The sequence below is a fragment of the Paenibacillus cookii genome (assembly GCF_018333375.1).
Taxonomy (GTDB): Bacteria; Bacillota; Bacilli; order Paenibacillales; family Paenibacillaceae; genus Paenibacillus_AQ; species Paenibacillus_AQ cookii.
In genome coordinates this window covers 91,498-114,013 of the sequence record NZ_BORW01000007.1, presented here as the reverse complement: position 1 = coordinate 114,013, position 22,516 = coordinate 91,498, and the positions used below count along the sequence as shown (strand labels likewise).

Annotated in this window: 20 protein-coding genes; 17 read left to right on the top strand and 3 right to left on the bottom strand. The window is 53.5% G+C overall.

Going from position 1 to position 22,516, the window contains the following annotated elements:
• Positions 1–504 precede the first annotated feature (504 nt).
• From KI367_RS09375 to KI367_RS09365, 3 genes are all read left to right on the top strand, one after another.
• Positions 505–1,839 (top strand): ABC transporter substrate-binding protein, encoded by a 1,335-nt coding sequence (locus KI367_RS09375; protein WP_212949168.1) that lies wholly within the window; start codon positions 505–507, stop codon positions 1,837–1,839.
• Positions 1,840–1,912: 73 nt separating this feature from the next.
• The gene (locus tag KI367_RS09370) at positions 1,913–2,806 is read left to right on the top strand and encodes a carbohydrate ABC transporter permease (protein WP_036708409.1); all 894 of its coding nucleotides are present in this window, start codon (positions 1,913–1,915) and stop codon (positions 2,804–2,806) included.
• Between the two features lie 3 nt (positions 2,807–2,809).
• Positions 2,810–3,643 (top strand): carbohydrate ABC transporter permease, encoded by an 834-nt coding sequence (locus tag KI367_RS09365; protein ID WP_212949166.1) that lies wholly within the window; start codon positions 2,810–2,812, stop codon positions 3,641–3,643.
• A gap of 106 nt (positions 3,644–3,749) precedes the next feature.
• Here KI367_RS09365 and KI367_RS09360 read toward each other — a convergent pair whose 3' ends face one another.
• Positions 3,750–4,667, bottom strand: a complete 918-nt coding sequence (locus tag KI367_RS09360; RefSeq protein ID WP_081992209.1) for an ArsR/SmtB family transcription factor — start codon at positions 4,665–4,667, stop codon at positions 3,750–3,752.
• Between the two features lie 358 nt (positions 4,668–5,025).
• Between KI367_RS09360 and arfA the strand changes: the two genes are divergently transcribed.
• The 11 genes from arfA (at position 5,026) to odhB (ending at position 19,160) form a co-directional block, all read left to right on the top strand.
• Complete coding sequence (gene arfA / locus KI367_RS09355) at positions 5,026–6,540, top strand: arabinosylfuranosidase ArfA (protein WP_212949164.1); 1,515 nt, start codon at positions 5,026–5,028, stop codon at positions 6,538–6,540.
• 421 nt (positions 6,541–6,961) lie between these two features.
• Entirely contained in the window at positions 6,962–8,176 is a 1,215-nt protein-coding gene (locus KI367_RS09350; protein WP_212949327.1) for an extracellular solute-binding protein, read from the top strand.
• An 86-nt stretch (positions 8,177–8,262) separates the two neighbouring features.
• Complete coding sequence (locus tag KI367_RS09345; protein WP_212949163.1) at positions 8,263–9,138, top strand: carbohydrate ABC transporter permease; 876 nt, start codon at positions 8,263–8,265, stop codon at positions 9,136–9,138.
• 51 nt (positions 9,139–9,189) lie between these two features.
• Positions 9,190–10,035: a carbohydrate ABC transporter permease gene (locus tag KI367_RS09340; protein ID WP_212949161.1), complete on the top strand. Its 846-nt coding sequence runs from the start codon at positions 9,190–9,192 to the stop codon at positions 10,033–10,035.
• A 31-nt stretch (positions 10,036–10,066) separates the two neighbouring features.
• A complete protein-coding gene (locus tag KI367_RS09335; RefSeq protein WP_212949159.1) occupies positions 10,067–11,551 on the top strand; it encodes an alpha-N-arabinofuranosidase in 1,485 nt (494 codons plus the stop codon).
• A 60-nt stretch (positions 11,552–11,611) separates the two neighbouring features.
• Entirely contained in the window at positions 11,612–11,872 is a 261-nt protein-coding gene (locus KI367_RS09330) for a DUF6171 family protein (RefSeq protein ID WP_212949157.1), read from the top strand.
• Positions 11,873–11,950: 78 nt separating this feature from the next.
• Positions 11,951–12,934 (top strand): glycoside hydrolase family 43 protein, encoded by a 984-nt coding sequence (locus KI367_RS09325; RefSeq protein ID WP_212949155.1) that lies wholly within the window; start codon positions 11,951–11,953, stop codon positions 12,932–12,934.
• Positions 12,935–13,172: 238 nt separating this feature from the next.
• Entirely contained in the window at positions 13,173–13,715 is a 543-nt protein-coding gene (locus KI367_RS09320; RefSeq protein ID WP_036708424.1) for an AAA family ATPase, read from the top strand.
• Positions 13,716–13,795: 80 nt separating this feature from the next.
• Positions 13,796–14,683, top strand: a complete 888-nt coding sequence (locus KI367_RS09315) for a DUF72 domain-containing protein (RefSeq protein WP_373316219.1) — start codon at positions 13,796–13,798, stop codon at positions 14,681–14,683.
• Positions 14,684–15,032: 349 nt separating this feature from the next.
• Complete coding sequence (locus tag KI367_RS09310; RefSeq protein ID WP_212949152.1) at positions 15,033–17,909, top strand: 2-oxoglutarate dehydrogenase E1 component; 2,877 nt, start codon at positions 15,033–15,035, stop codon at positions 17,907–17,909.
• A gap of 6 nt (positions 17,910–17,915) precedes the next feature.
• Complete coding sequence (gene odhB, locus KI367_RS09305; protein WP_212949150.1) at positions 17,916–19,160, top strand: 2-oxoglutarate dehydrogenase complex dihydrolipoyllysine-residue succinyltransferase; 1,245 nt, start codon at positions 17,916–17,918, stop codon at positions 19,158–19,160.
• Positions 19,161–19,303: 143 nt separating this feature from the next.
• Here odhB and KI367_RS09300 read toward each other — a convergent pair whose 3' ends face one another.
• Together KI367_RS09300 and KI367_RS09295 are read right to left on the bottom strand one after the other, a co-directional pair.
• On the bottom strand, positions 19,304–20,353 hold the full coding sequence (locus KI367_RS09300) for an LCP family protein (protein ID WP_036708428.1): 1,050 nt from the start codon (positions 20,351–20,353) through the stop codon (positions 19,304–19,306).
• 237 nt (positions 20,354–20,590) lie between these two features.
• Positions 20,591–20,746 carry a hypothetical protein gene (locus KI367_RS09295; protein ID WP_212949148.1) on the bottom strand — a complete coding sequence of 52 codons (156 nt, stop codon included), beginning with the start codon at positions 20,744–20,746 and terminating at the stop codon, positions 20,591–20,593.
• 127 nt (positions 20,747–20,873) lie between these two features.
• On the opposite strand from KI367_RS09295, the gene KI367_RS09290 reads away from it, so the two are divergent.
• The 3 genes from KI367_RS09290 to KI367_RS09280 all read left to right on the top strand — a co-directional run bounded on the left by KI367_RS09290 (position 20,874) and on the right by KI367_RS09280 (position 22,491).
• Positions 20,874–21,494: an NUDIX hydrolase gene (locus KI367_RS09290; RefSeq protein WP_212949146.1), complete on the top strand. Its 621-nt coding sequence runs from the start codon at positions 20,874–20,876 to the stop codon at positions 21,492–21,494.
• Between the two features lie 167 nt (positions 21,495–21,661).
• Positions 21,662–21,958, top strand: a complete 297-nt coding sequence (locus KI367_RS09285; protein ID WP_036708431.1) for a DUF6509 family protein — start codon at positions 21,662–21,664, stop codon at positions 21,956–21,958.
• Positions 21,955–22,491 carry a hypothetical protein gene (locus KI367_RS09280; protein ID WP_212949144.1) on the top strand — a complete coding sequence of 179 codons (537 nt, stop codon included), beginning with the start codon at positions 21,955–21,957 and terminating at the stop codon, positions 22,489–22,491. Before KI367_RS09285 ends, KI367_RS09280 begins: the two co-directional genes overlap by 4 nt.
• Positions 22,492–22,516 lie beyond the last annotated feature (25 nt).

Sequence of the window (22,516 nt, the reverse complement as noted above, 5' to 3'; positions counted from 1 at the left end):
TTATAAACTAATATAACGGCTAAAGATAGTGCGCCGTCTATTTTTTTATAAATTACAATCTTTCTAGGAAAAATGATAGATTTTAAGACGGTTCGTTTCATAAAAAGATAAAGTTATATAGGTGAAGTAAAAAGTGTAACAGGAGTATGTAACGTTTTTGTTAATTGGGTCGACATTTTGTTTTAATAAACAATAAAAAGTTTTACAGTTATTTATTTACAACCGAAATTCGATATGATATTTTATACATGTAAGCGAATTCATTATGTTATACATAAAATGATTCACTATAAAGTAAAATAAAGGATTGCGAAACGCCGATCTGCCAGCGCCTTAAAACAGGGTTCATTTGAAAGCGGTTCATGATGAAATGAAATGATGAAGTCAAACCTCGTTCCGAATGAGGCTGAAAGCGCGGGACCTTGCGCCTGCTTGGGCCTGATTCCGGAATGTTATAAGTTTGAACAAGGCTTAAAGCCTATCAATCATTCAGGAGGGTCAAGTATGAAGAGAACATGGCTGATTACGCTTCTGGTGCTTACGATGACAACGATTTTATGGGGCTGCGGCGGCGGCAAGCCGTCGGCTTCGGGAGGGAAAACCTCCGTGCTGGATGGCGGCGCCGGTCAAAGCGCGACGGAATTATCCTATTGGACGTTCGTGGAGCTTCATGGACAGCATTTCGAAAAAATGCTTGAAAAATGGAACAAGGAAAACCCGGAACGCCAGATCAAGCTGAACGTGACGGTCATGCCTTACGACGACATGCACAACAAGCTGTCCATCGCGGTGCAAACCGGCGTCGGGGCTCCCGATATCGCGGATATCGAGCTGGGCAAATTCCCGGACTTCCTGAAAGGCACCCCGCAGCTGGAGCCGCTGAACGACGTGATCGACCCTTACCGGGACACGGTCGTGAAGTCGAGAATCGACCTGTACAGCAAAGACGGCAAAAATTACGGCGTTCCGACCCACGTCGGCGCATCGGTTGCATTTTACAATACGGAAATTTTGAAGGAAGCCGGAGTCGACTACACGAAGATCGTCACCTGGGAAGATTTCAAACAGGCGGGCATCAAGGTGCATGAGAAGACGGGAAAATATATGGGAACGGCGGACACCAGCGCGCTCTGGCAGGTTTCCCAGCTGCTCGCCCAGCAGGGAACCGACCTGACGGACGACCAAGGCAATCCGGTGGTGAATTCGGAGGCGATGGTGAAAGCGCTGAAGCTGCTGAAAGATTTGCAGGACAACAACGTCATTGCGACCATTGCCGGCGGCCAGCCGGACACCGAGGAAGCTTACGGGGAATTCAATTCCGGGAATTACGCAACGGCCTTCATGCCGCTTTGGCAAATGTCGCGATACACGAACTACATGACCGATCTGGCTGGGAAAATCGCGATCGCGCCGATTCCGGTCATGGAAAAAGGAATGCCTCGTTCCGTCGGCGGCGGAGGCACGGGCACGGTCGTTACGAAAACGGCGAAGGACGTGAAGCTGGCCAAAGATTTTCTCGCATTCGCCAAATTGAGCCTGGACGCGAACAAGGAAATTTGGAACACGCTCGGGTTTGACCCGGTCAACATGGACGTTTGGAACATGAAAGACGTCACGCACAATCCGGAGAACAAGTTCGTCAAATATTTCGTCAACAACCCGTTTGACGTGCTGAACGAAATCAAGGACGAAATCCGGCTGATCAAATCGACGCCGGCAAGCCCGACGATCAATAACGTGCTTTGCACGGTGACGCTGAACGAAATCTTCGAGGACGGCAAGGACATCAAGCAGGCGCTTGACGATGCCCAAGCGCAAATCGAACAGGAATTGAAATAAAGCCGTCGTGATGGCAAATCAGGAAAGCTGCCCGGGGACCTGGGCAGCTTTCCTCCAAAAGGGGTCGGAGGCTATGGTAAAAAGATTTTTGTATTCGCAGAAAGTCGCTCCGTATGTCTTTGTTCTGCCGTTCGTTTTGGTTTTTCTCGTATTTTGGATTTACCCGCTTGCGAGTTCGGTAGGCATGAGCTTTCAGAAGGTGACGCTCGGGCAGGAGGCGCAGTGGATCGGTTTCGACAATTATGCGAAGCTGATGGGCGACAAGACGTTTTTTAAAGCGGTAACCAACAGCGCGGTCTACATGGTGCTGACGCTTGTCATTCTCATTCCTTTCCCGATGCTTTTTGCGGTGCTGATCAACAGCAGGCTGATGTGGGGGAGGGAATTTTTCAAATCGTCCTTTTTCTTCCCGGCGCTGACCTCGGTGGTCGTGGCCGGCACGATTTTCCGCCTGATGTTCGGCGAAATGGAAGGCTCCCTGATCAACAGCATCCTCGGCTGGTTCGGCCTGGACCCGGTCAAGTTTCTGAAAGGGCAGGCGACGGGGTATATCGCGTTGGTCGCGCTGGCCACGTGGCGATGGACCGGGGTTAATATCCTCTATTTTTTGTCGGGGCTGAAAAGCATTCCGGACGATTATTATGAGGCGGCTTCGATCGACGGCGCTTCCAGCTGGCAGAAATTCACCAGAATCACGATGCCCTTGCTGAAGCCGACGACGATCTACGTCGTTACGATCAGCATCTACGCGGGACTCGCCATGTTTATCGAAAGCATGATGCTGTGGAACGGCAACAATTCGCCCAAAAACATCGGCCTTACCATCGTCGGATACCTGTACCGCCAGGGCATCGAGAAAAACAACCTTGGTTATGCGGCGGCCGTCGGGGTCGTGCTGCTGGCCATCACCATGATCATCAACCTCGCCCAGCTGGCATTCTCCGGCATGTTCAAGAAGGAGGAGTAGTCCATGAAAAAAGAGCTGGCAGCCAAAATCGCCATTTTCGCGCTGTTTGCGGTCATCTGTCTCCTGATCCTCATTCCGTTTTACGCGGTGACGATCGCTTCCTTTAAACCCGGGGAGGACCTGATCCGGTACGGCCTGAACCTGCGGTTCGACGTATCCGCGATGAGCCTGGACAATTTCGCCTACCTGTTCACCGGCGATCATGCTTATTTCAAGTGGTTTTTCAATTCGCTCCTGCTGACCGTCGTCCAGGTGGCCCTGACGCTGATCGTCAGCGCGACGGTGGCTTACGGGTTCGCGGCGTACGATTTTAAAGGGAAAAACATGTTGTTCGTCTGCGTGCTGCTCATCATGATGGTGCCGTTTGAAATTTTGCTGCTTCCGCTGTACAGGCTGATTTACGACATGGGACTGATGAATTCCTATTCGGCCATCGTTTTGCCGGGCGTTGCGAGCGCGGCCACGATTTTCTTTTTCAGGCAGTACCTCAGCGGCGTTCCCAAGGAAATCATCGCGGCGGGACGGGTCGACGGCGCCACCGAATACGGCATTTACGCCCGCCTGATATTGCCCGTGATGAAGCCGTCCTTTGCGGCGATGGCCATTTTGAACGGAATGAACAGCTGGAACAATTTCCTGTGGCCGTTCATGGTTCTGAGCGATGACAACAAATATACGCTGCCGATCGGATTGAAAACGCTGCTGACGCCTTACGGCAACAACTACGACCTGCTGATCGTCGGCTCGTTTTTTTCGATCATTCCGATCTTTATCCTGTTTGTCGCTTTCCAAAAGTATTTCATCGACGGCATGACGGCCGGGGCGGTAAAAGGCTGATGCACCCGCTGCGGGAACGGCCGCACGCCATTCAAGCCCAAAAGGGGACACGGAGCAAAAATATTGCCCGGTCCCCTTTAGCGTTGTCTTCCGCGAACGCTTGAGCTTAATCCTGTTTTACGTCATACAGCACGCGGGCCAGCAAGTCCTGGCTGTAGTTGCCGAAATGTTTGCCGTAGATGGTCAGGCCCCGCTTGTTTTCGGCATGCTCCGTGACGGCGATCCGGAAGGTCAGCTCGCTTTTGTAGTCGAGGTTGATCTGATCCAGCGTCACGTCCGAAATCCGGCAGCCGTCGATATAACTGCCTTCATGGTTGATGCGGATCAGCTTCAGCATGCCGTATTGGTTCAAATGGGGCGGCCACCAGTCCGGGTTGAACGTGCCCCTTGCATTGCCGAAGTCGCCGGGACTGGTCCAGAAACCGATTTCAACGCCGTTCACGTAAAAATAAATGTCCGACGGGTAGTTGTCGCAAAAACCCGGGGCTTCGGAGCCGAGTTCCATCGAAAACTGAATTTCGCGGAAGGTCTGGTTCGGCTTTAGGTAGTTGGGAATGCGGTATTCGAGAAAGCCTTCGGTCAGCCAGATGATCTCCGCGTCGATCCGCTGCGGATCCGCAAAATACCGGGGATCGTCGAAGTCGCCGATAATGCTGTCTTTGGTGGCGAGGCCGCAGGTCGGCTCCGCCCGGTAGTTGCTGTAGTGCCCGACCTGGATCTCGACTTCGTACAGATTGTCGAAATCCTTGCTGCGCAGGTCGACCATCAGTTTGTCTTTATTAAGGTAACAAATTTTTTGGATGCCGTGTTTGCCTACGCTGGTGTTGATTTCGATGAGCCCGCTTTCTTCCAGCTTTTTGACGTGCATGGTGATGGCCCCGTTGCTCAAATTGAGCTTGCCGGCCAAATCATTGAGGTTAAGCGCCTGGTTTTGGGCGAGCAATTGCAGAATCTGAATTCTGATTTCCGAGCTTAATGCTTTGAAAATATCAATGCCGCTCATTAAATCCTTGATATAAATCATATCATCGAACCCTTCTTCCGGTAGATATGGAAAAAATAAATGATTCATTTCACATCATTATAAACGAACGGAACGGCTAATGATAGTCCGGCGGCCGAACGGCAGATGCGGGTTCCTAACGTTTGTTTTTCCCATTTGTTTTATATAAATATAAAAAATAAGCAAAAACCGGGTGGGATTTCCCTATGAAATCTACGTAATCAGCGCCATATCGCCAATTAATTTTAGTAAAACATAAAATGTTTTAGATTTTTATGTTTACATTTTGCTGATCATATGTTATTTTATATCTGTAAGCGGATTCAATCAAGTTTTCTAAATTAATTCATATATCGTTAAAACGGAAGGTGGTCGAAAGATGTCATCGACAGCACAAAAAGCCCGCATCGTCATAGATAAAGCTTTTAAAATCGCGGAAGTGGATAAACGGATATACGGCTCGTTCATCGAACATTTGGGACGCGCGGTATACGGCGGAATCTATGAGCCTTCGCATGAGACGGCCGACGCCTTCGGCTTCCGCGGCGACGTCAAAGAGCTCGTTCGGGAGCTGGGCGTTCCGATCATCCGGTACCCCGGAGGCAACTTCGTATCGGGATACAATTGGGAGGACGGCGTAGGGCCGGTCGAGTCCCGGCCGAAGCGTTTGGAACTCGCATGGAGAACGGTCGAACCGAATGAAGTGGGGACCAACGAATTCATGCGCTGGGCGAAGGAAGTCGGCTCGGAAGTGATGATGGCCGTCAACCTGGGAACCCGGGGCGTGGACGCGGCCCGCAACCTGTTGGAGTATTGCAACCATCCTTCCGGCAGCTATTACAGCGATCTGCGCCGCAGCCACGGCTTCGAACAGCCGCACAAGGTAAAAACGTGGTGCCTCGGCAACGAAATGGACGGCCCTTGGCAGATCGGGCAGAAGACGCCGGTCGAATACGGGCGGCTGGCCTATGAAACGGCCAAAGCGATGCGCCTCGTCGACCCGGACATCGAACTCGTGTCCTGCGGAAGTTCGAGCACCGCAATGCCGACCTTCCCCGAATGGGAAGCGGTCACGCTGGACCATACGTATGACGTCGTCGATTTCGTATCGCTGCACCAATATTACGGCAACCGGGATAACGACACCGCCAACTTCCTTGCCCGAACGATGGATCTGGAGCACTTCATCCACACCGTCATTTCGACATGCGACTACATAAAAGCGAAGAAGCGCAGCAAAAAGACGATGTATCTCAGCTTCGACGAATGGAACGTTTGGTATCATTCCAACCAGGCGGATACGAAAATCGAGCCTTGGTCGGTCGGACCTCCGCAGCTGGAAGATATCTATAACTTCGAAGACGCGCTTTTGGTCGGAGGTTTCCTGATCTCCTTCCTGCGACATGCCGACCGCGTGAAAATGGCTTGCTTGGCCCAACTGGTCAACGTCATCGCGCCGATCATGACCGAAAACGGCGGCCGTTCCTGGAAGCAGACGATCTTTTACCCGTACCTTCATGCTTCAGTGTATGGACGCGGCACCTCGCTGCTGCCGATCATCGATTCGCCGAAATACGACGCGCAGGACTACACGGACGTGCCGTACCTGGAAAGCGCGGTCGTACACAACGAAGAAGACGAAGAGCTGACCGTTTTTGCGCTGAACCGCCATCTGCAGGAAGCGCTCGACGTTGAAATCGACGTCAGAGGTTTCGAGGGGTACCGGGTCGCGGAACATATCGTTCTGGAGCATGACGACGTGAAAGCCGTCAATACGGCCGACGCCGAAAACGTCAAACCTCATTCACGCGGCAACGCGGAATGCAAGGACGGATTCGTGAACGCCCGTCTTGGCAAGGCTTCCTGGAACGTGATCCGTTTGAAAAAGGCATAATTCAAAGAGATATTTTGGATGGATCCGGGCGGCCTAGGGCTGAGGCGTTTATATGAAGTTTGGAGATTACCTCATATTTTCATAGATTGCAGGTGTGGATCTGCCGTTTCCTTTTTGTCCGTCGGCCAAAGAAACGATCGGGCCGAAAGGAACGGCGGATCTTCAGGATTTTGCCTTGGGGGGTGGGACGAACCGGGCGCCGGCAAGGGACCAGGAACATGAAATTCATGGGTTCGATGCACATCAACATGTACGTACAAGTTGAAGGCGGGTCTTATAAAAAACGCAATGCTTTACAAGTTTTCGAAATGCAGTGAAAGCAAGCTAAACAAAAAAAGAAAAAAATCTCGAAGGAAACGAGAGAATCCATCTTTAGGGGGCGGAAGTTTTGAAGAAAAAAGGCTTTGTGGCTACATTGTTGATGGTATTCGCGGCAAGCATGCTGCTGTCGGCATGCGGCGGGGGCAACGACAGCAAGACGATTACGTTCTGGACGCCGCTGACGGGCGACGACGGGGCTTATATGGATGAAATCGTGAAGCAATATAATGCGACAAATCCTGAAATCAAAGTGAAGCACGTCATCACATCCGATATGTACACGAAAATTTCGACCGTGCTGAACTCGGGCAAAGGCGTTCCGGATTTGGCCATCATCCATGCCGACCGCGTGCCGGGATTCGCGAAGCAGGGCGTGCTTGAGCCGATCGAAAGCGCCATTAAAGGGCAGCCGGAAATCAAGCAGGACAACTATTTGCCGCAAGCGTGGTCGACAGGGAACGTGGGGGGCACGCAGTATACGGTACCGCTCGATATTCACAGCAACGTGATGTACTACAACAAGGATTTGCTTAAAAAATACAATGCCGAGTCCATCCTCGACGACAACGTCGTCACGATCGACGAAATGCTTTCCCTGAAAGGGAAGCTGGCTCCGGACGAATACGTCGTCAACGACGCGCTGCTCGGTTGGGTCATTTTGGCGCAGGTTCAAGACCTGGGCGGAGATATCCAAGAAAACGGCAAACCTGCCGTCAATACGCCGGTGATGAAGCAAGCGTTCGAAAACGTGAAAAAGATTGCCGACGCCGGCCTGATGACGCCGTTCGGCGAAGACGGCTACCTGATGTTCCAATCCGGCAAAGTGCTCTTCTCGACGGACGGAACCTGGAGCTCTACGGCCCATGCCAAAGTCGAAGGCTTGAACTTCGGCGTGACGAACGTCTACTCGCCGACGGCCGACAAGTTTACGAACCGCGCATCCTCCCACTTGTTCGCGATGTTCAAAAACGACAAGCGTACGGATGAAAAAGAAGCAGGAATCGGCGCCTTCCTGGAGTTCGTTCGCGAACACTCCCTGGAATGGGCGAAAGCAGGACAAATCGTAGCAAGTAAGCAAGTCAATGAAAGCCCTGAATACAAGCAATTCATGCAGTCCTTCTTCACTTCGAATGATCAGGAAACGAAATCGCTCTACATCTACACTTACGAATATTACCCATACGTAGCCGAAGCGGTTGACACGTATTGCGCCGATATCGTTCGCGGCAACGTGGATCTGGATGAAACGCTTCAGAAAATGCAGAAATTCGTAGAGGATAAGATTGCGGAAAGCAGCAAACAAAGCACCAAGTAAGCCTTAGCAAAATAGAAAGATAGAAACAATGTGCCGGACAAGTCTGCCTGGCGCATTGTTTCTCCAAAAGGAGAAATTACAAGGCTATGAAAAAGAAATCATTTGCACCGTTTTTCTTTGTCGGCCCTCATCTGATTTTATTTCTGATTTTCATCCTGATCCCGACGATTTACGGGATTTATGCTTCGTTTACGCAGTGGAATCTCATGAACGATCCGGTTTGGATCGGCCTTGAAAACTATAAAACGATTTTGTTCGACACGAGTTCGACGTTTCACACCCAATTTTTCAACGGTTTGAAAAACACGTTGATTTTTGTCGTCATCAGCGTCCCGCTCCTGATCGTCATTCCGCTGATGGTTGCGGTCGCTTTGGAGCATAAGCAGGTGAAGCTGAAGGGCGTCATTCAATCGATCATCTATATTCCGGGTCTGATTTCGATATCCGCGGCCGCCTTGATTTGGCTGCTGATTTTCAATAAACAGCTGGGGATTACCGGCAACGTGCTGAATTCGACGGTTTCCTGGGCGGCAAACCAGCCTTACGCCTGGATCATCATTTTCGTCATTACGGTATGGGGCGGCGTCGGCGGCAACATGATCATTTACCGGGCTTCCATCGCCGGTGTTTCCAAAGAATTGTACGAAGCGGCAGAGATGGATGGAGCCGGATCGATACGGAGATTTTTCAGCATTACCTTGCCTTCCATCAATTTCCCGTTAATCTACACCTTTGTCATGACGACGGCGGGCGCCTTCAACGTGTTCGGACAACCGCTCATGATGACCAAAGGCGGACCTCAGCAAAGCACGCACGTGCTCATGATGTATATCCGCCAGCTTGCTTTCGGCAACGGGGAATCGATTGCCGGAATGGCCTCCGCCATGGCCGTTTTGCTCGGCGTGGTCATTTTGGTCATCTCAGCGCTGCAATATTACGTCATGAACCGGAACACGAAGTAGGTCGTTTAAGCAGATGCTGGATTTAGGAAACGAGAGGTAGGGTTAATCAAAATGTCGAAAAAAGTGAGCATCTCCAAGTATATCGCGTACCTATTCTTAATCGTTCTTTGTGTCATTTGGGTGGTCCCGGTATTGTTCGGGATATCGACATCTTTCCGTTCGCAAACCGAAGTGGTATCTTCGGGTTTCCGTCTTTTCCCGAAAGAATGGACGTTCGAAAACTACGTAGCCATTTTGGACAACACGTCCACGGCGCCGATCGTGCGCTGGCTGTTCAACTCCGTGTTTATCGCGGTGTCGCATACGCTACTTGTCGTCGTCATCATTTCCCTGACGGGTTACGGGTATGCCCGCATGAAATTTAAAGGCAGGGACACGCTGTTTTTCACGCTGCTGGGCATCTCGTTTTTCCCCGGCGTCGTCAACATCATCCCTTCTTATAAAATCATCGATGCCTTCGGCTGGGTAAACACGTCGCTTGCGATGATTATTCCCGGCCTGGCTGGAATGGGGAACATCTTCCTTGTCAGGCAGTTCCTGAAGGGGATCCCGGGCGAACTGGACGAATCCGCGCGCGTCGACGGCGCAGGCGATTTCAGGATTTATTTCTCCATCATCCTGCCGCTCATCAAGCCGGTGCTGATCGTTTGCGGCCTGTTTTCCTTCGTCGGATCGTGGAACGACTTCCTGTGGCCGGTCATCGTGTATACGGATGTCGACAAAATGCCGATTACGGCCGGTTTGCTGCTGCTTCAGGATATTTACGGCAACTACCGCATGATCGGGCAATTGATGGGTTCGGCGATGCTGGCCATCATTCCGACGCTGTTGCTGTTTGCGTTTGCCCAAAAGTACTTCATTCAATCGATCAATTTGAACTCGGGCATCAAAGGATAAAAATACAACATCTCATTGGAGGATTCAGAATATGCATAACGTTATCGTGAGCACGGACATTGCAAAAGGAAAAATCAGCAGACATATTTACGGCCATTTTGCCGAGCATCTCGGCCGATGCATCTACGAAGGCATTTGGGTCGGAGAGGATTCCCCGATTCCGAACACGAAAGGGATCCGCAATGACGTGCTGGAAGCGCTGAAACGCATCAAGGTGCCGGTTCTGCGCTGGCCGGGGGGCTGCTTTGCCGACGAATACCACTGGAAGGACGGCGTCGGCCCGAGAGAAAACCGCAAGCGCATGGTAAACACGCACTGGGGCGGCGTGGTCGAAAACAACCATTTCGGCACGCATGAATTCATGCTGTTGTGCGACCTGCTGGAATGCGAACCGTACATTTGCGGCAACGTCGGCAGCGGGACCGTTCAGGAGATGTCCGAGTGGGTCGAATACATGACGTCGGGCGGCGAATCCCCGATGGCCAACTGGCGCAAGGAAAACGGAAGAGAAGAGCCTTGGAAGCTGAAATATTTCGGCGTCGGCAACGAAAACTGGGGCTGCGGCGGCAACATGCGTCCGGAATATTACGCCGATCTGTACCGCCGTTACCAGACGTACGTCCGCAATTACGGCGACAACAAAATTTACAAAATCGCCGGCGGCGCCAACGTGGACGATTACAACTGGACCGAAGTGCTCATGAAAAACGCGGGCTGGCTCATGGACGGCTTGAGCTTACATTATTACACGATTCCGGGCGACTTCTGGCTCGGCAAAGGATCGGCGCTTGATTTCGAAGAAGGCGAATGGTTCATCACGATGAAAAAGGCCCTTCACATCGACGAACTCATTACGAAGCACAGCACGATCATGGACAAATACGATCCGGAGAAACGCGTGGGCATGATCATCGACGAATGGGGCACCTGGTTCGACGTTGAGCCTGGAACGAATCCGGGATTCCTGTATCAGCAAAACACGATCCGCGACGCGTTGGTGGCGGGCGTGCATTTCAACATTTTCCACAAACACGCCGACCGCGTGCATATGACGAATATTGCCCAGACGGTAAACGTGCTTCAGGCGATGATTTTGACCGAAGGCGAAAAAATGATCCTGACCCCGACGTATCATGTGTTCGATATGTTCAAGGTGCATCAGGACGCCGAGCTGCTGGCCGTGGACGGTTCGATCGGCACGTATGAAATGGGCGGGGAAACCTTGCCGCAGGTGACCGTGTCGGCTTCCAAGGATGCCGAGGGCAAAGTCCATGTCAGCCTGGTCAACATCGACCATCAAAACGAAGCCGTCGTCAGCCTGGAGCTCCGCGGGCTTCAATCTGGAACTCCGCAGGTATCGGGTACGATCCTGACGGCGGACCGCTTGAACGCGCACAACACGTTCGAGCAGCCGAACGTCGTTGCGCCGGCAGCATTCAACGGCGCGGCCGTGGAAGGCGGCAAGCTGAACGTGAAGCTTCCGGCGATGTCGGTGGTCACGCTGGCTATTCAATAATTATTGTTAGCGCCATAACCCTCAATGCCGACAGGCGGGGAAAAAGGAGGCTGAGCCGTCATGGAGCGTCAGGAAGGCTGCAAGGGATGCAGCGCGAGCGTCCAGGTTTCGCCGGAAAAGCTGGAGCGGCTCGTCGAGATTGCGACGCGCGGCAGAGAAACGGCTTCCGAGGAGGTGTACCGGCAGCGGATCGCCCAGTGCGAACGCTGCCCGGGGCTTCAATATGGCACGACATGCCAATATTGCGGGTGCCTCGTTGCCGTAAAAGCCCGGCTGCTGGATTCCTCTTGTCCGTACCCTTTTGCTCCGAAATGGAGCTAGAGGGGGCAAAGCAAGCGCAGAAAAAGGACCGGTCCCCGGTCCGGAAAATCGGTAATACGTTATAAAGGAGAACCTGATATGGAGAGAAACCGAACATACAACAACCCGATCGTTTTGCAGCGTGCCGATCCTTGGGTGTATAAGCATAGCGACGATTACTACTATTTTACGGCCTCCGTTCCGGAGTACGACCGCATCGAAGTCCGCAGATCCAAAACGCTGCAGGGGCTGGCGGAAGCTGAGCCGGTCGTGGCTTGGCGCAAATACGAAACCGGCCCGCTCAGCGCGAACATCTGGGCGCCGGAGATTCATTATATCGACGGAAAATGGTACATCTATTTTGCCGCCGCCCGGACCACCGAAACGAAGGAGGGGCTGTTCGACCACCGGATGTACGTTTTGGAGAACGGGTCGGAGAACCCGCTTGAAGGCGAGTGGGTCGAAAAAGGGCAAGTCCGTACCCAGTGGGAATCCTTCGCGCTGGATGCCACCACGTTCGAACACCGCGGGGTGCGCTATTACGTCTGGGCCCAAAAGGATCCGGAAATCGAAGGCAATTCGAATCTGTACATTTCGGAAATGAGCAACCCATGGACGCTGAAGGGCAAGCAGGTCATGATCTCGACGCCGGAGTATCCGTGGGAAGTGATCGGCTTTAAGGTGAACGAGGGAGCCGCCGTGCTGAAACGCAACGGACGCATCTACATCAGCTACTCCGCCAGCGCCACCGACCATAACTACTGCATGGGGCTTCTGTACGCCGACGAATCGGCGGATCTGCTGGATCCGGCCTCCTGGGTGAAGTCTCCGGAGCCCGTGTTCCAAACGTCGGAAGCGACCGGGCAATACGGGCCGGGGCACAACAGCTTCACCGTCTCCGAGGACGGGGAGGACGTCATCGTCTACCATGCCCGCAATTACAAAGAAATTACGGGAGATCCGCTGTACGATCCGAACCGGCATACGAGAGCCCAGGTATTTACCTGGAACGAGGACGGGACGCCGAATTTCGGCATTCCGGTGCCGGACGGCGCCGAACGCGAAAACGAGGTCAAAGCTTAATAGCAACGAAGTTGCGAGGGTCCGCTGCAATGGCAGCGGGCTCTTTTTGTTCATATCGGAAAGCATGGACGACAGAGCCGCTGCAACCTGATATCGGAAGAAAACTACCTTAATAAAGCCCCGAATTGCGGGGTTATTTTTCGTTAGCTTTCGAATAAACGCTCCTAAACCCGGCGGGCCTTTTGTATACTAGCAGTAGGAAGACTAATTACGTTTTTTCAAGAGAGGAGCCGAAGCGATGGAAACCAGCCGGAAGGCCATCATTTTGATCACGGGGATCATGGCCAGCGGAAAATCGACCGTCGCCCAGCTGTTGGCCGAACGATTGGACAGATCGGTGCACCTGCGCGGGGACGTGTTCCGAAAAATGATCGTAAACGATCGCAGGGAGGTGCGGCCGGATGCCGGCCAAACGGAGCTTGAGCAGCTTTCGCTGCGCTACCGGCTGACCGCGCAGGCCGCCGACGCCTATTTTGCCGCGGGATTCAACGTGGTCGTGCAGGACGTGGTGATCGGCAGGATGCTTCAGGATTTTGTCTCTTATGTACATAGCCGCCCTTTTTACGTCGTCGTGTTAAACCCCGATCCTTCCGTCGTGGCGCAAAGGGAAGCCGGACGGGCCAAAAAAGGCTACGGGGACTGGACGGTGGAGGGGCTGCATGAAGTGCTGCTCGGCGAAACCCCGCGGATCGGCATGTGGCTTGATTCTTCGTCGATGACGGCCGAACAGACGGCCGATGAAATCTTGAAATCCGTGTGGGAGCAAGGAGTTATTTCGTAGACAAAAGCGGAAAGCCCGTTTTTTGGGTATAACGTTATTGGAAGGAAATAGTTGGTCATACTAAGTCATGATGGAGTCGATTGCCATTGAAACATGCAGACATAAGCGACAAACAGGTCCAAATCGGCCTTGCGGGCTGGGGAGACCATGACGGCATTTACCCGCCCGGGACGAAAACGGGAGACAAGCTCAAGGAATACGGCCGCCGTTTTCCGATCGTGGAGCTCGACAGCTCTTTTTACGCGATTCCAACGCCGGAAAGAATGCAAAAATGGAGCGAACAGACGCCGGATTCCTTTGGATTTATCGTCAAAGCCTATCAGGGGATGACGGGACATACCCGCGGCAAAATCCCGTTCCCGGACGCCAGATCGATGTTTGAGGCGTTCCGGGAATCCGCGGAAGCGCTTCAAGCCGAGGGCAAGCTGAGGGCCGTGCTGTTCCAGTATCCGCCCTGGTTCGATTGCGACCGCAAAAACGTGGAAGTGCTGCGCAGAACCCGGCAGTGGATGGACGGGCTGCCGCTTGCGCTGGAGTTCCGCCATCAGAGCTGGTTTGCCGGGGAGATGCGGGAGAAGACGCTCGCCTTTATGCGCGAGGAAGGATGGATTCATTCAGTATGCGACGAACCTCAGGCGGGGGAGGGCTCCATCCCGACGGTCCTTGCGCCGACGCGGGAGGACTTCACGCTCGTCCGCCTGCACGGGAGGAACGCCGAAGGATGGCAATCCGGCGGCCAGCCGAACTGGAGAGAGGTTCGATACTTGTACCGCTATGACGAGCGGGAACTTTCGGAATGGAAAGCGAATATTATGGCGCTGCTCGAATCGACGCAGACGTGCTGGATCGTGTTCAACAACAACTCCGGCGGAGACGCGGCGGACAACGCGATGCAGCTGATGCGTTTATTCGGCTTGGACGTGCCCGCGCTGCCGCCGGATCAGCTTTCGCTTTTTGACGAGGCGTAGAGAACCGATCGTCCCGTACCCGGGCCCGTCAACGGCGCCCATTTTTCCATGGGCGTCATGCATCGATGCCGGTTTTGCATGGGTGCTGTCAATGTTGCCATATCGTTTGACGGGCAAACGGGCGTTTTTGTCCCGATTGATCTGTTTTTTAGATCATAACTATATTAAATGGTTATTTCAGGTATGGAGAGGATTTGTTTATAATAGAAATTGAGCCGCTTACATTTTGCTGAAACGGCTTACAAGAATCATTTTTTCAGATTTCCGTCCAACGTATAGATTGAATGATTCGAACGATTCTCATTCTATATGACTATTAAAAAATCAAGGCGGAGGTATTACTTTAGCGATGATAACCAATAAGAGCGACACACAAACGCAGGGTGCCTGGGAATCTTACTACGGTCCCAATCTGGGTTATGTTCAGGAGCAGTACGAACGTTACGTCAACGATCCCGAATCGGTAGACGAAACGTACCGCAAAGTGTTTGAAACATGGGGCGCGCCTCCGATGGCATCGGCACAGACGGCGCCTGTAAGCACAGTATCTGCCGGCGCGCCGTTTGACCCGAGCATGCTGAAAAAGGGCGTGGATGCCGGCAAGCTGGTATGGAACATCCGGGCATACGGCCACTTGGCGGCCGACATCGATCCGCTCGGCATCATTCCGAAGCCGGATACGCGCGTGCTTGAACCTGAACAATACGGTCTCAGCCAGGCCGATCTCGCGGCTTTTCCCGCATCCCTGATCTGGGACGGGGCGCCGGAGAACGTCAAAACGGGCTGGGAAGCGATCCAGAAACTGCGTCAAACATATACAGGAACGATTGCGTTCGAATTCAGCCACGTGCATGAAACCGAAGAACGCATATGGCTGAACCGCCACGTCGAAAGCGGCATCTTCCCGGCGCCGCTGAGCGAAACGGAGAAAGTGAACCTGCTGGAACGACTGATCGAAGTCGAGCAATTCGAAGAATTTTTGCACCGCACTTTCGTCGGGCAGAAACGTTTCTCGATCGAAGGGAACGACGTGCTGGTTCCGATGCTCGACGAGCTGGTGAAGAGCATGGCCGACGACGGAGCGGAGCATATCCTGATGGGGATGGCCCACCGCGGCCGCTTGAACGTGTTGGCGCACGTGCTCGGCAAGCCTTACGAAAAGATATTTTCCGAATTCCATCACTCGCCGAACAAAAAGCTGTTCCCTTCCGAAGGTTCGATGGGCATTAACTTCGGATGGACCGGCGACGTCAAGTACCACCTGGGAGCCAAACGCGTCCTGAAGGACGGCAGCGTCGTGCAAACCCGCATCACGCTTGCGAACAACCCGAGCCACCTGGAGTTCGTCAATCCGGTCGTCGAAGGTTTCGCGCGCGCGGCTCAAGAAGACCGTTCGAAGCCGGGTTACCCGCAGCAGGACGTCAACAAGGCGGCAACGGTGCTCATTCACGGGGATTCGGCTTTCCCTGGCGAAGGCATCGTGGCGGAAACGCTCAACTTCAACAAGCTTCCGGGCTTCCAGAACGGCGGCACCATCCATATCATTGCGAACAACAACATCGGATTTACGACCGAAAGCCGTGATTCGCGCTCGACCCATTATGCCAGCGACCTGGCCAAAGGGTACGAAATTCCGATCGTCCACGTCAACGCGGATGATCCGGAAGCATGCATCGCAGCGATCCGCCTGGCATGCGAATACCGCAACAAATTCAAGAAGGATTTCCTGATCGACCTGGTGGGCTACCGCCGTTACGGCCACAACGAAACGGACGATCCGGATACGACGCAGCCGCTCATTTACGATAAAGTGAAAAGCCATCCGCGCGTCGCCTCCATCTATGCGGGCTTGCTCGAGAAACAGGGCCTGGTCAGCAAGGAGCAAAACAGCCGCTTGATCCAGGGCGTGCAGAACCGCATGAAGGAAGCGTACGACAAAATCAAGGACCAGGAGCAGGAGCCGGCGACTTCGCATCAGCAGACGCCTGCGGAGGATCGCATCAAAGCGATCAAAACCGGGGTGCCGCTGAAAAAGCTGCGCGAGATCAACGCCGACCTGCTGAAGCGGCCTGAAGGCTTCAACGTTTATCCGAAGCTGCAGCGCATTTTGGAACGCCGCGAAACGGCGCTGAACGACGGGGAAAAGGTGGACTGGAGCTTGGCCGAAACGCTGGCGTTCGCCAGCATCATCGCCGACGGCAAACCGATCCGCATTACGGGACAGGACGCCGAACGCGCAACGTTTGCGCACCGGAATCTCGTGCTTCACGACGTGAAAAACGGATCGACCTACTGCCCGCTGCATGAGCTGCCGCAGGCGAAAGCATCCTTTGCGATTCATAACAGCCCGCTGTCCGAAGCCTCCGTGCTCGGATTCGAATACGGCTATAACGTATATTCCCCGGAAACGCTGGTGATCTGGGAAGCGCAATTCGGCGATTTCGCCAACTGCGCGCAGGTCATTACGGACCAGTTCATTTCGGCCGGACGTTCGAAGTGGGGGCAAAAATCGAGCCTGGTAATGCTTCTGCCTCACGGCTACGAAGGACAGGGGCCTGAGCACTCCAGCGCCCGCCTGGAACGTTTCCTTCAGCTTGGCGGAGAAGAGAATTTTACCGTCGTCAATCTGACGAGCGCGGCTCAATATTTCCACCTGCTCCGCCGTCAGGCGGCCTTGACCGAAAGCGAAGACGCGCGTCCGCTGATCGTGATGTCGCCGAAGAGCCTCATCCGCAACAACCGCGTCGCATCCAGCGGCAAGGAGCTGAGCGAAGGGCATTTCAAACGCGTGCTTGAGCAGGAAGGACTGGGCCAACATCCGGAACGCGTCGAGCGCCTCATTCTTTGCAGCGGCAAAATCGCCGTCGAACTCGAGGAAGCGCTCAGCAAGGAAGAGGGACCGCATGATTGGCTGCATATCGTGCGCGTGGAGCAGCTGTATCCGTTCCCTGAACAAGAAATCCGCGATATTTTCGCAAGATATACGAATGCCAAAGAAATTTTGTGGGTACAGGAAGAACCGGAAAACATGGGAGCATGGCGTTACATCGAACCTCATCTCCGCAAGCTGGCGCCTCAAGGCACGCCTGTGAACTACAACGGCCGTCCTGAACGTTCGAGCACGGCCAGCGGCTTCCAGCAGGTACACAGCTTTGAGCAGCAGCAGATCGTATCTACAGCTTTGAACCAAAAATCTATCAAGCATAACATCGCATTGGGGAGGTAGCAGGCCGTGAGCGAAATTACAGTACCGGCAATGGGTGAATCGATTACCGAGGGAACAATTTACAAGTGGCATGTTCAGGAAGGGGACGCCGTTAACCAGGGGGATGTGCTCCTTGAGCTGGAAACCGACAAGGTCAACCTGGAAATCAGCGCGGAGGAGTCCGGCGTCGTCGAAAAGATTTTGAGAAAAGACGGCGAAACCGTCCAAATCGGCGAAGTGATCGGAAGATTGGCGGCAGGCGGCGAAGCTTCCGCCGCGCCGGCCAAGGAAGAGCCGAAAGCGGAAGAAAAAGCCGCTCCGGCGGCTCCGGCGGCGCCAAGCGTACCGGCCGAGCCTGCGAAGGAAGGGGAAACGTACCTTGCGGCTTCTCCGGCGGCGCGCAAACTGGCCCGCGAGCAAGGCATCGATCTGGAACAGGTGAACCGCGATCCGAAAGGGCGCATCTACCAGGAGAACGTGAGAAACCACGCGGAAGCTCCGGCTCCTCGTCCGGCAGCCGCAGCGCCTGCAGCGCAAACGGCAGCGCCGGCCGTAACCGGCCAGCCCGGAAAACCTGCCGAACGTCAGCGCATGTCCCGCCGCCGGGCAACGATCGCCAAACGTCTGGTGGAAGCACAGCACACGGCCGCTATGCTGACCACCTTCAACGAAGTCGATATGACCGCGATTATGGACATCCGCAAACGCCGCAAAGATGCGTTTAAGGATAAACACGACATCGGACTCGGATTTATGTCCTTCTTCACGAAGGCGGTCGTCGGCGCGCTGAAGCAGTTCCCGCTTCTCAATGCCGAAATCGACGGCGAAGACATCATCGTGAAGAAATACTACGATATCGGCATCGCCGTCGCGGCGAAGGAAGGTCTCGTCGTACCGGTCGTCCGTGATGCGGACCGTCTCAGCTTCGCCGATATCGAGAAGGAAATCGCCTCGCTCGCTTCCAAAGCGCGCAGCAACACGCTGGCATTGTCCGAGCTTCAAGGCGGAACGTTCACGATTACGAACGGCGGCACATTCGGCTCGCTGATGTCCACGCCAATCCTGAACGCGCCGCAGGTAGGCATCCTCGGCATGCACAAAATCCAACTCCGTCCGGTTGCGATCGACGCGGAACGTTCGGAAAACCGCCCGATGATGTATATCGCGCTTTCCTACGACCATCGCATCGTAGACGGCAGCGACGCTGTCCGCTTCCTGGTAACGGTGAAAGAACTGTTGGAGGATCCGGAATCCCTGCTGCTCGAAGGTTAATGATATTCATCACGATTACTAGGAACTTAAAGCCGCCCGAAGGTTACGACCGGGGCGGCTTTTTTGCGCCTATATCCAAAACCAAAAGCCCGCCGTTCTTCCGGAGACCGGAAGGACAGGCGGGCTTTTGCTGACGTATGATGTTATGAGTTCCCGCTCGCTTTGGCTTTGTCATCATCCGAAGCAGGCTCGATCAGTTGATCTGCGGGCGTATTCGGATCATGCCAATTGGCGATCAGCTTGCGAATATATTCGATGTCTTTTTCGTCCGGATCGTAATACCAAAGGGAGTCGCGCATGGCTCCCTTGCCTTTGAGCATGTAATTGCTGATGGCCGGCATGCTGCCCCCTTCATAGAAGGTTTTGGCCAGATCGATCATAAAGGTGGAGGTCATGTTCGTTTTGAAATTGCTTCCCGCGACTTTCATCAAATCCGGCAGTTTCGTAATATTTTTGATTTCAAGCGCTCTTGCCAGAATCGCGTCGATCAGCACGCGGTGCCTCATCGTCCGGTTAAAGTCGGAGTCTTCGCGGTAGCGGGCGTAGCTGAGCGCGTCCTTGCCGTCGTAAATCGGTTTGTTCGGCTCGATCCGGAGCTTTTCGTGGTATTTCTGTTTGTTTTCGATCACTTTGGTGATCGGGAGACGCACGCCCCCAAGCTTGTCGACGACGTCTTTCAGGCCTTGAAAATTAATGGTGGCGTAAAAATCGACGTTGCTTCCCAGCAGGTTTTCCACCGTGTCGACGCTGCGTTTGATCCCGCCGCGGGCATACGCTGCGTTGATTTTGCTTTTTTTGTTTTCCTCGGCGATTTCGGTGTAGGTGTCCCGCGGGATGGAGATGAGCAGGACTTTGCCGTCCTTCGGACGCACGACGGAAAAGATGATCGTATCGGAACGTCCCGGTTCGTTTTTTCGTTCATCGGTGCCAAGGAGCAAAATCGAAAACGGGTTTTGAACCTTTTCCGGTTTTACCTCTTCGTCGATTTTTTCATAGGATTGGTCAAGCGTCTCGGCAACGGTATCTTTCATCAGCGTATCAAAAGCGAGCAGCGCGACTTGTTTCCGGAAGATATATCCGGCTCCTGCCGCGAGCAGCAGGCAGATCAGCGTAACGAGCAGCCACGTTTTTCCTTTTCGCTTTTTTTTCCTTTTCCTGGGGCGGGTAAGCCGCGTCGGCTCTTGATTTTCCATCGGTCACTCCTGTTTCGATTTACAAAATTTTCTTCCGCTTTCCATCATTTTATAGTATTCTCTTAACCAAAATCAACCGAGGGTTCGCGATCGTTCGTCACCAGCGGCGTTTTTTCGTTTTTTGGCAGCAAAAAAGACGGCCGTTGAAGGAGCCGCCGATCGGAAAGCGAATGTTATTTTCAACAAAAAAAATAATATCCGTTAGAATTGGAATTAAGTTATAGCGATGCTGCTATTCTATGAATTTAGGGCAAAATGTTTGTGTTGAAGACGCTCCAGCTTGCGGATGATCTCTTTTTGCCATCTGGCGTCGTCCAGCTGTCTGGCAAGATTCAGCAAATCCAAATAATCGTCAATACGCAGCTCGGCGCATTGGGCCGATGGGTTTACCATGCTCGTCGACTCCTTACCATTGGTGTTGATTGCGATTCTTACATCATTGTATCACACTTCATTCGGGTAGTGATAATCTTTCTCAATGAAAAATAAATTTTTTAATGCGAAGGAGCGTGTGCGCAGTATGGAGAAACCACTCAAATGGCTTGATTGGGCCAAGCAAATTCAGGGCATTGCCCAGACGGGACTCGCCTACGCCAAGGACGTATACGACAGGGAACGGTACGAGCAGCTGCGGGCGCTCAGCCTGGAGATCATGGCGGAATATACGGAAGTGGAAACCGGCAAGCTGGCCGAATTGTTTGCGGGCGAACACGGCTATGCCACCCCGAAGGTGGATATCCGGGGCGTCGTCATTCGAAATGGCGAAATTTTGCTGGTTCGCGAAAAGGAAGACGGGGAGTGGTCGCTGCCGGGCGGATGGGCCGACCTGCTGCTGTCCCCGACCGAAATTGCGGTCAAAGAGGTGCGTGAAGAATCGGGTTACGAGGTGAAGGCGCTGCGCCTGCTCGCCGTGATGGACAACCAGAAGCATAATCCGCCCGCTCCCTATCATGTCTATAAAATGTTTATTCAATGCGAGATTACGGGGGGCCGGGCGCAGGAAGGCGTGGAGACGAGCGGCGTAAGGTTTTTTGGCAGGGAGGAGCTTCCCGAGCTATCGCGCAGCCGCAATACGGAAGCGCAGATCCGCCTGATGTTTGAACTGCTGGAACATCCGGAACGCATCCCGGTGATCGATTAGAAGGGAAAGCAGCGCCTTCACCGTCAAGGGGGTCCTGACTTCCCTAAGCGGTACGAAAACGCGGCTGCGGGAAAAGGTGTATGTTCCATGAGCATGTCTGTTAGAATAAGAAGGAACGCAACAAGCGGCGGCAACGAGCTGAATTTAAGCTGAGAAAGGATGACATCATGCTGACGATTACCGAATATGAGGTGGAGCATATTAATGACCCGTTCCGCATTTTGGAGGGCAAACGTTACGAATACAAGCTGGATCTCGAGGTTCCGGAGGACGACGAGCTTTACTCCGAAAACGGGCTGTACGTCCGGGCCATCTATAACGAGCTGGAAGAGGGCGGAAATCTCGTCAAATACGATTTGTACGAAAAATCGACGGACCGTTATCTCGACTTCGATCTGGAAGAGGACGAGGTTCGGATGATCGAGGCGTTTTGCCGCGAGCATCTGGGGGATGCGGAAGTATGAGACGTACGCCCGTGACGGTCCCTTACGGCTATGAACCTCCCGCAGAGCAAAACAAGGGGACGCTGATTTTTTACGATGCCTTTGAGGACATCACCGTCCAAGGACTGCTTAAAGCGGAGAAAACGGCGGAAGAACGTGCGTTTTCGCGGTTGGTGCTGTATCCGCTGCATGAAGAAACGGCCAAACGCATGCTGAAGGCTGCCGTCAGTGCTTATTACAAACGCGAGCGGCAGCTGGAGAGCTGGAAGGAAGAACATCGTTCCTCCGCCGTGATCGAGGGATTTGAAGCCAAGCGGAAAAAATATACCCCGATGGACACGGCTTTGCGCCATTTGACGGAGAAATACCCGGCTCCGCATTTTTTGTACCTGACGCCGGACATGGCAAACCTGTTTGCGTCCTACGCTTCTTTTAAAGACTGGATCGTCCGGCTGCGGCTCATTTTGTCGGAGCGCCCGGAGCGGGTACACCCGCTGCTTGAAGAATACCAGAACCGCTGGGACGTATCGGGAGAACCCAGGGCAGGGGAATAAGCTATTCATGCAATGTAAACACAGC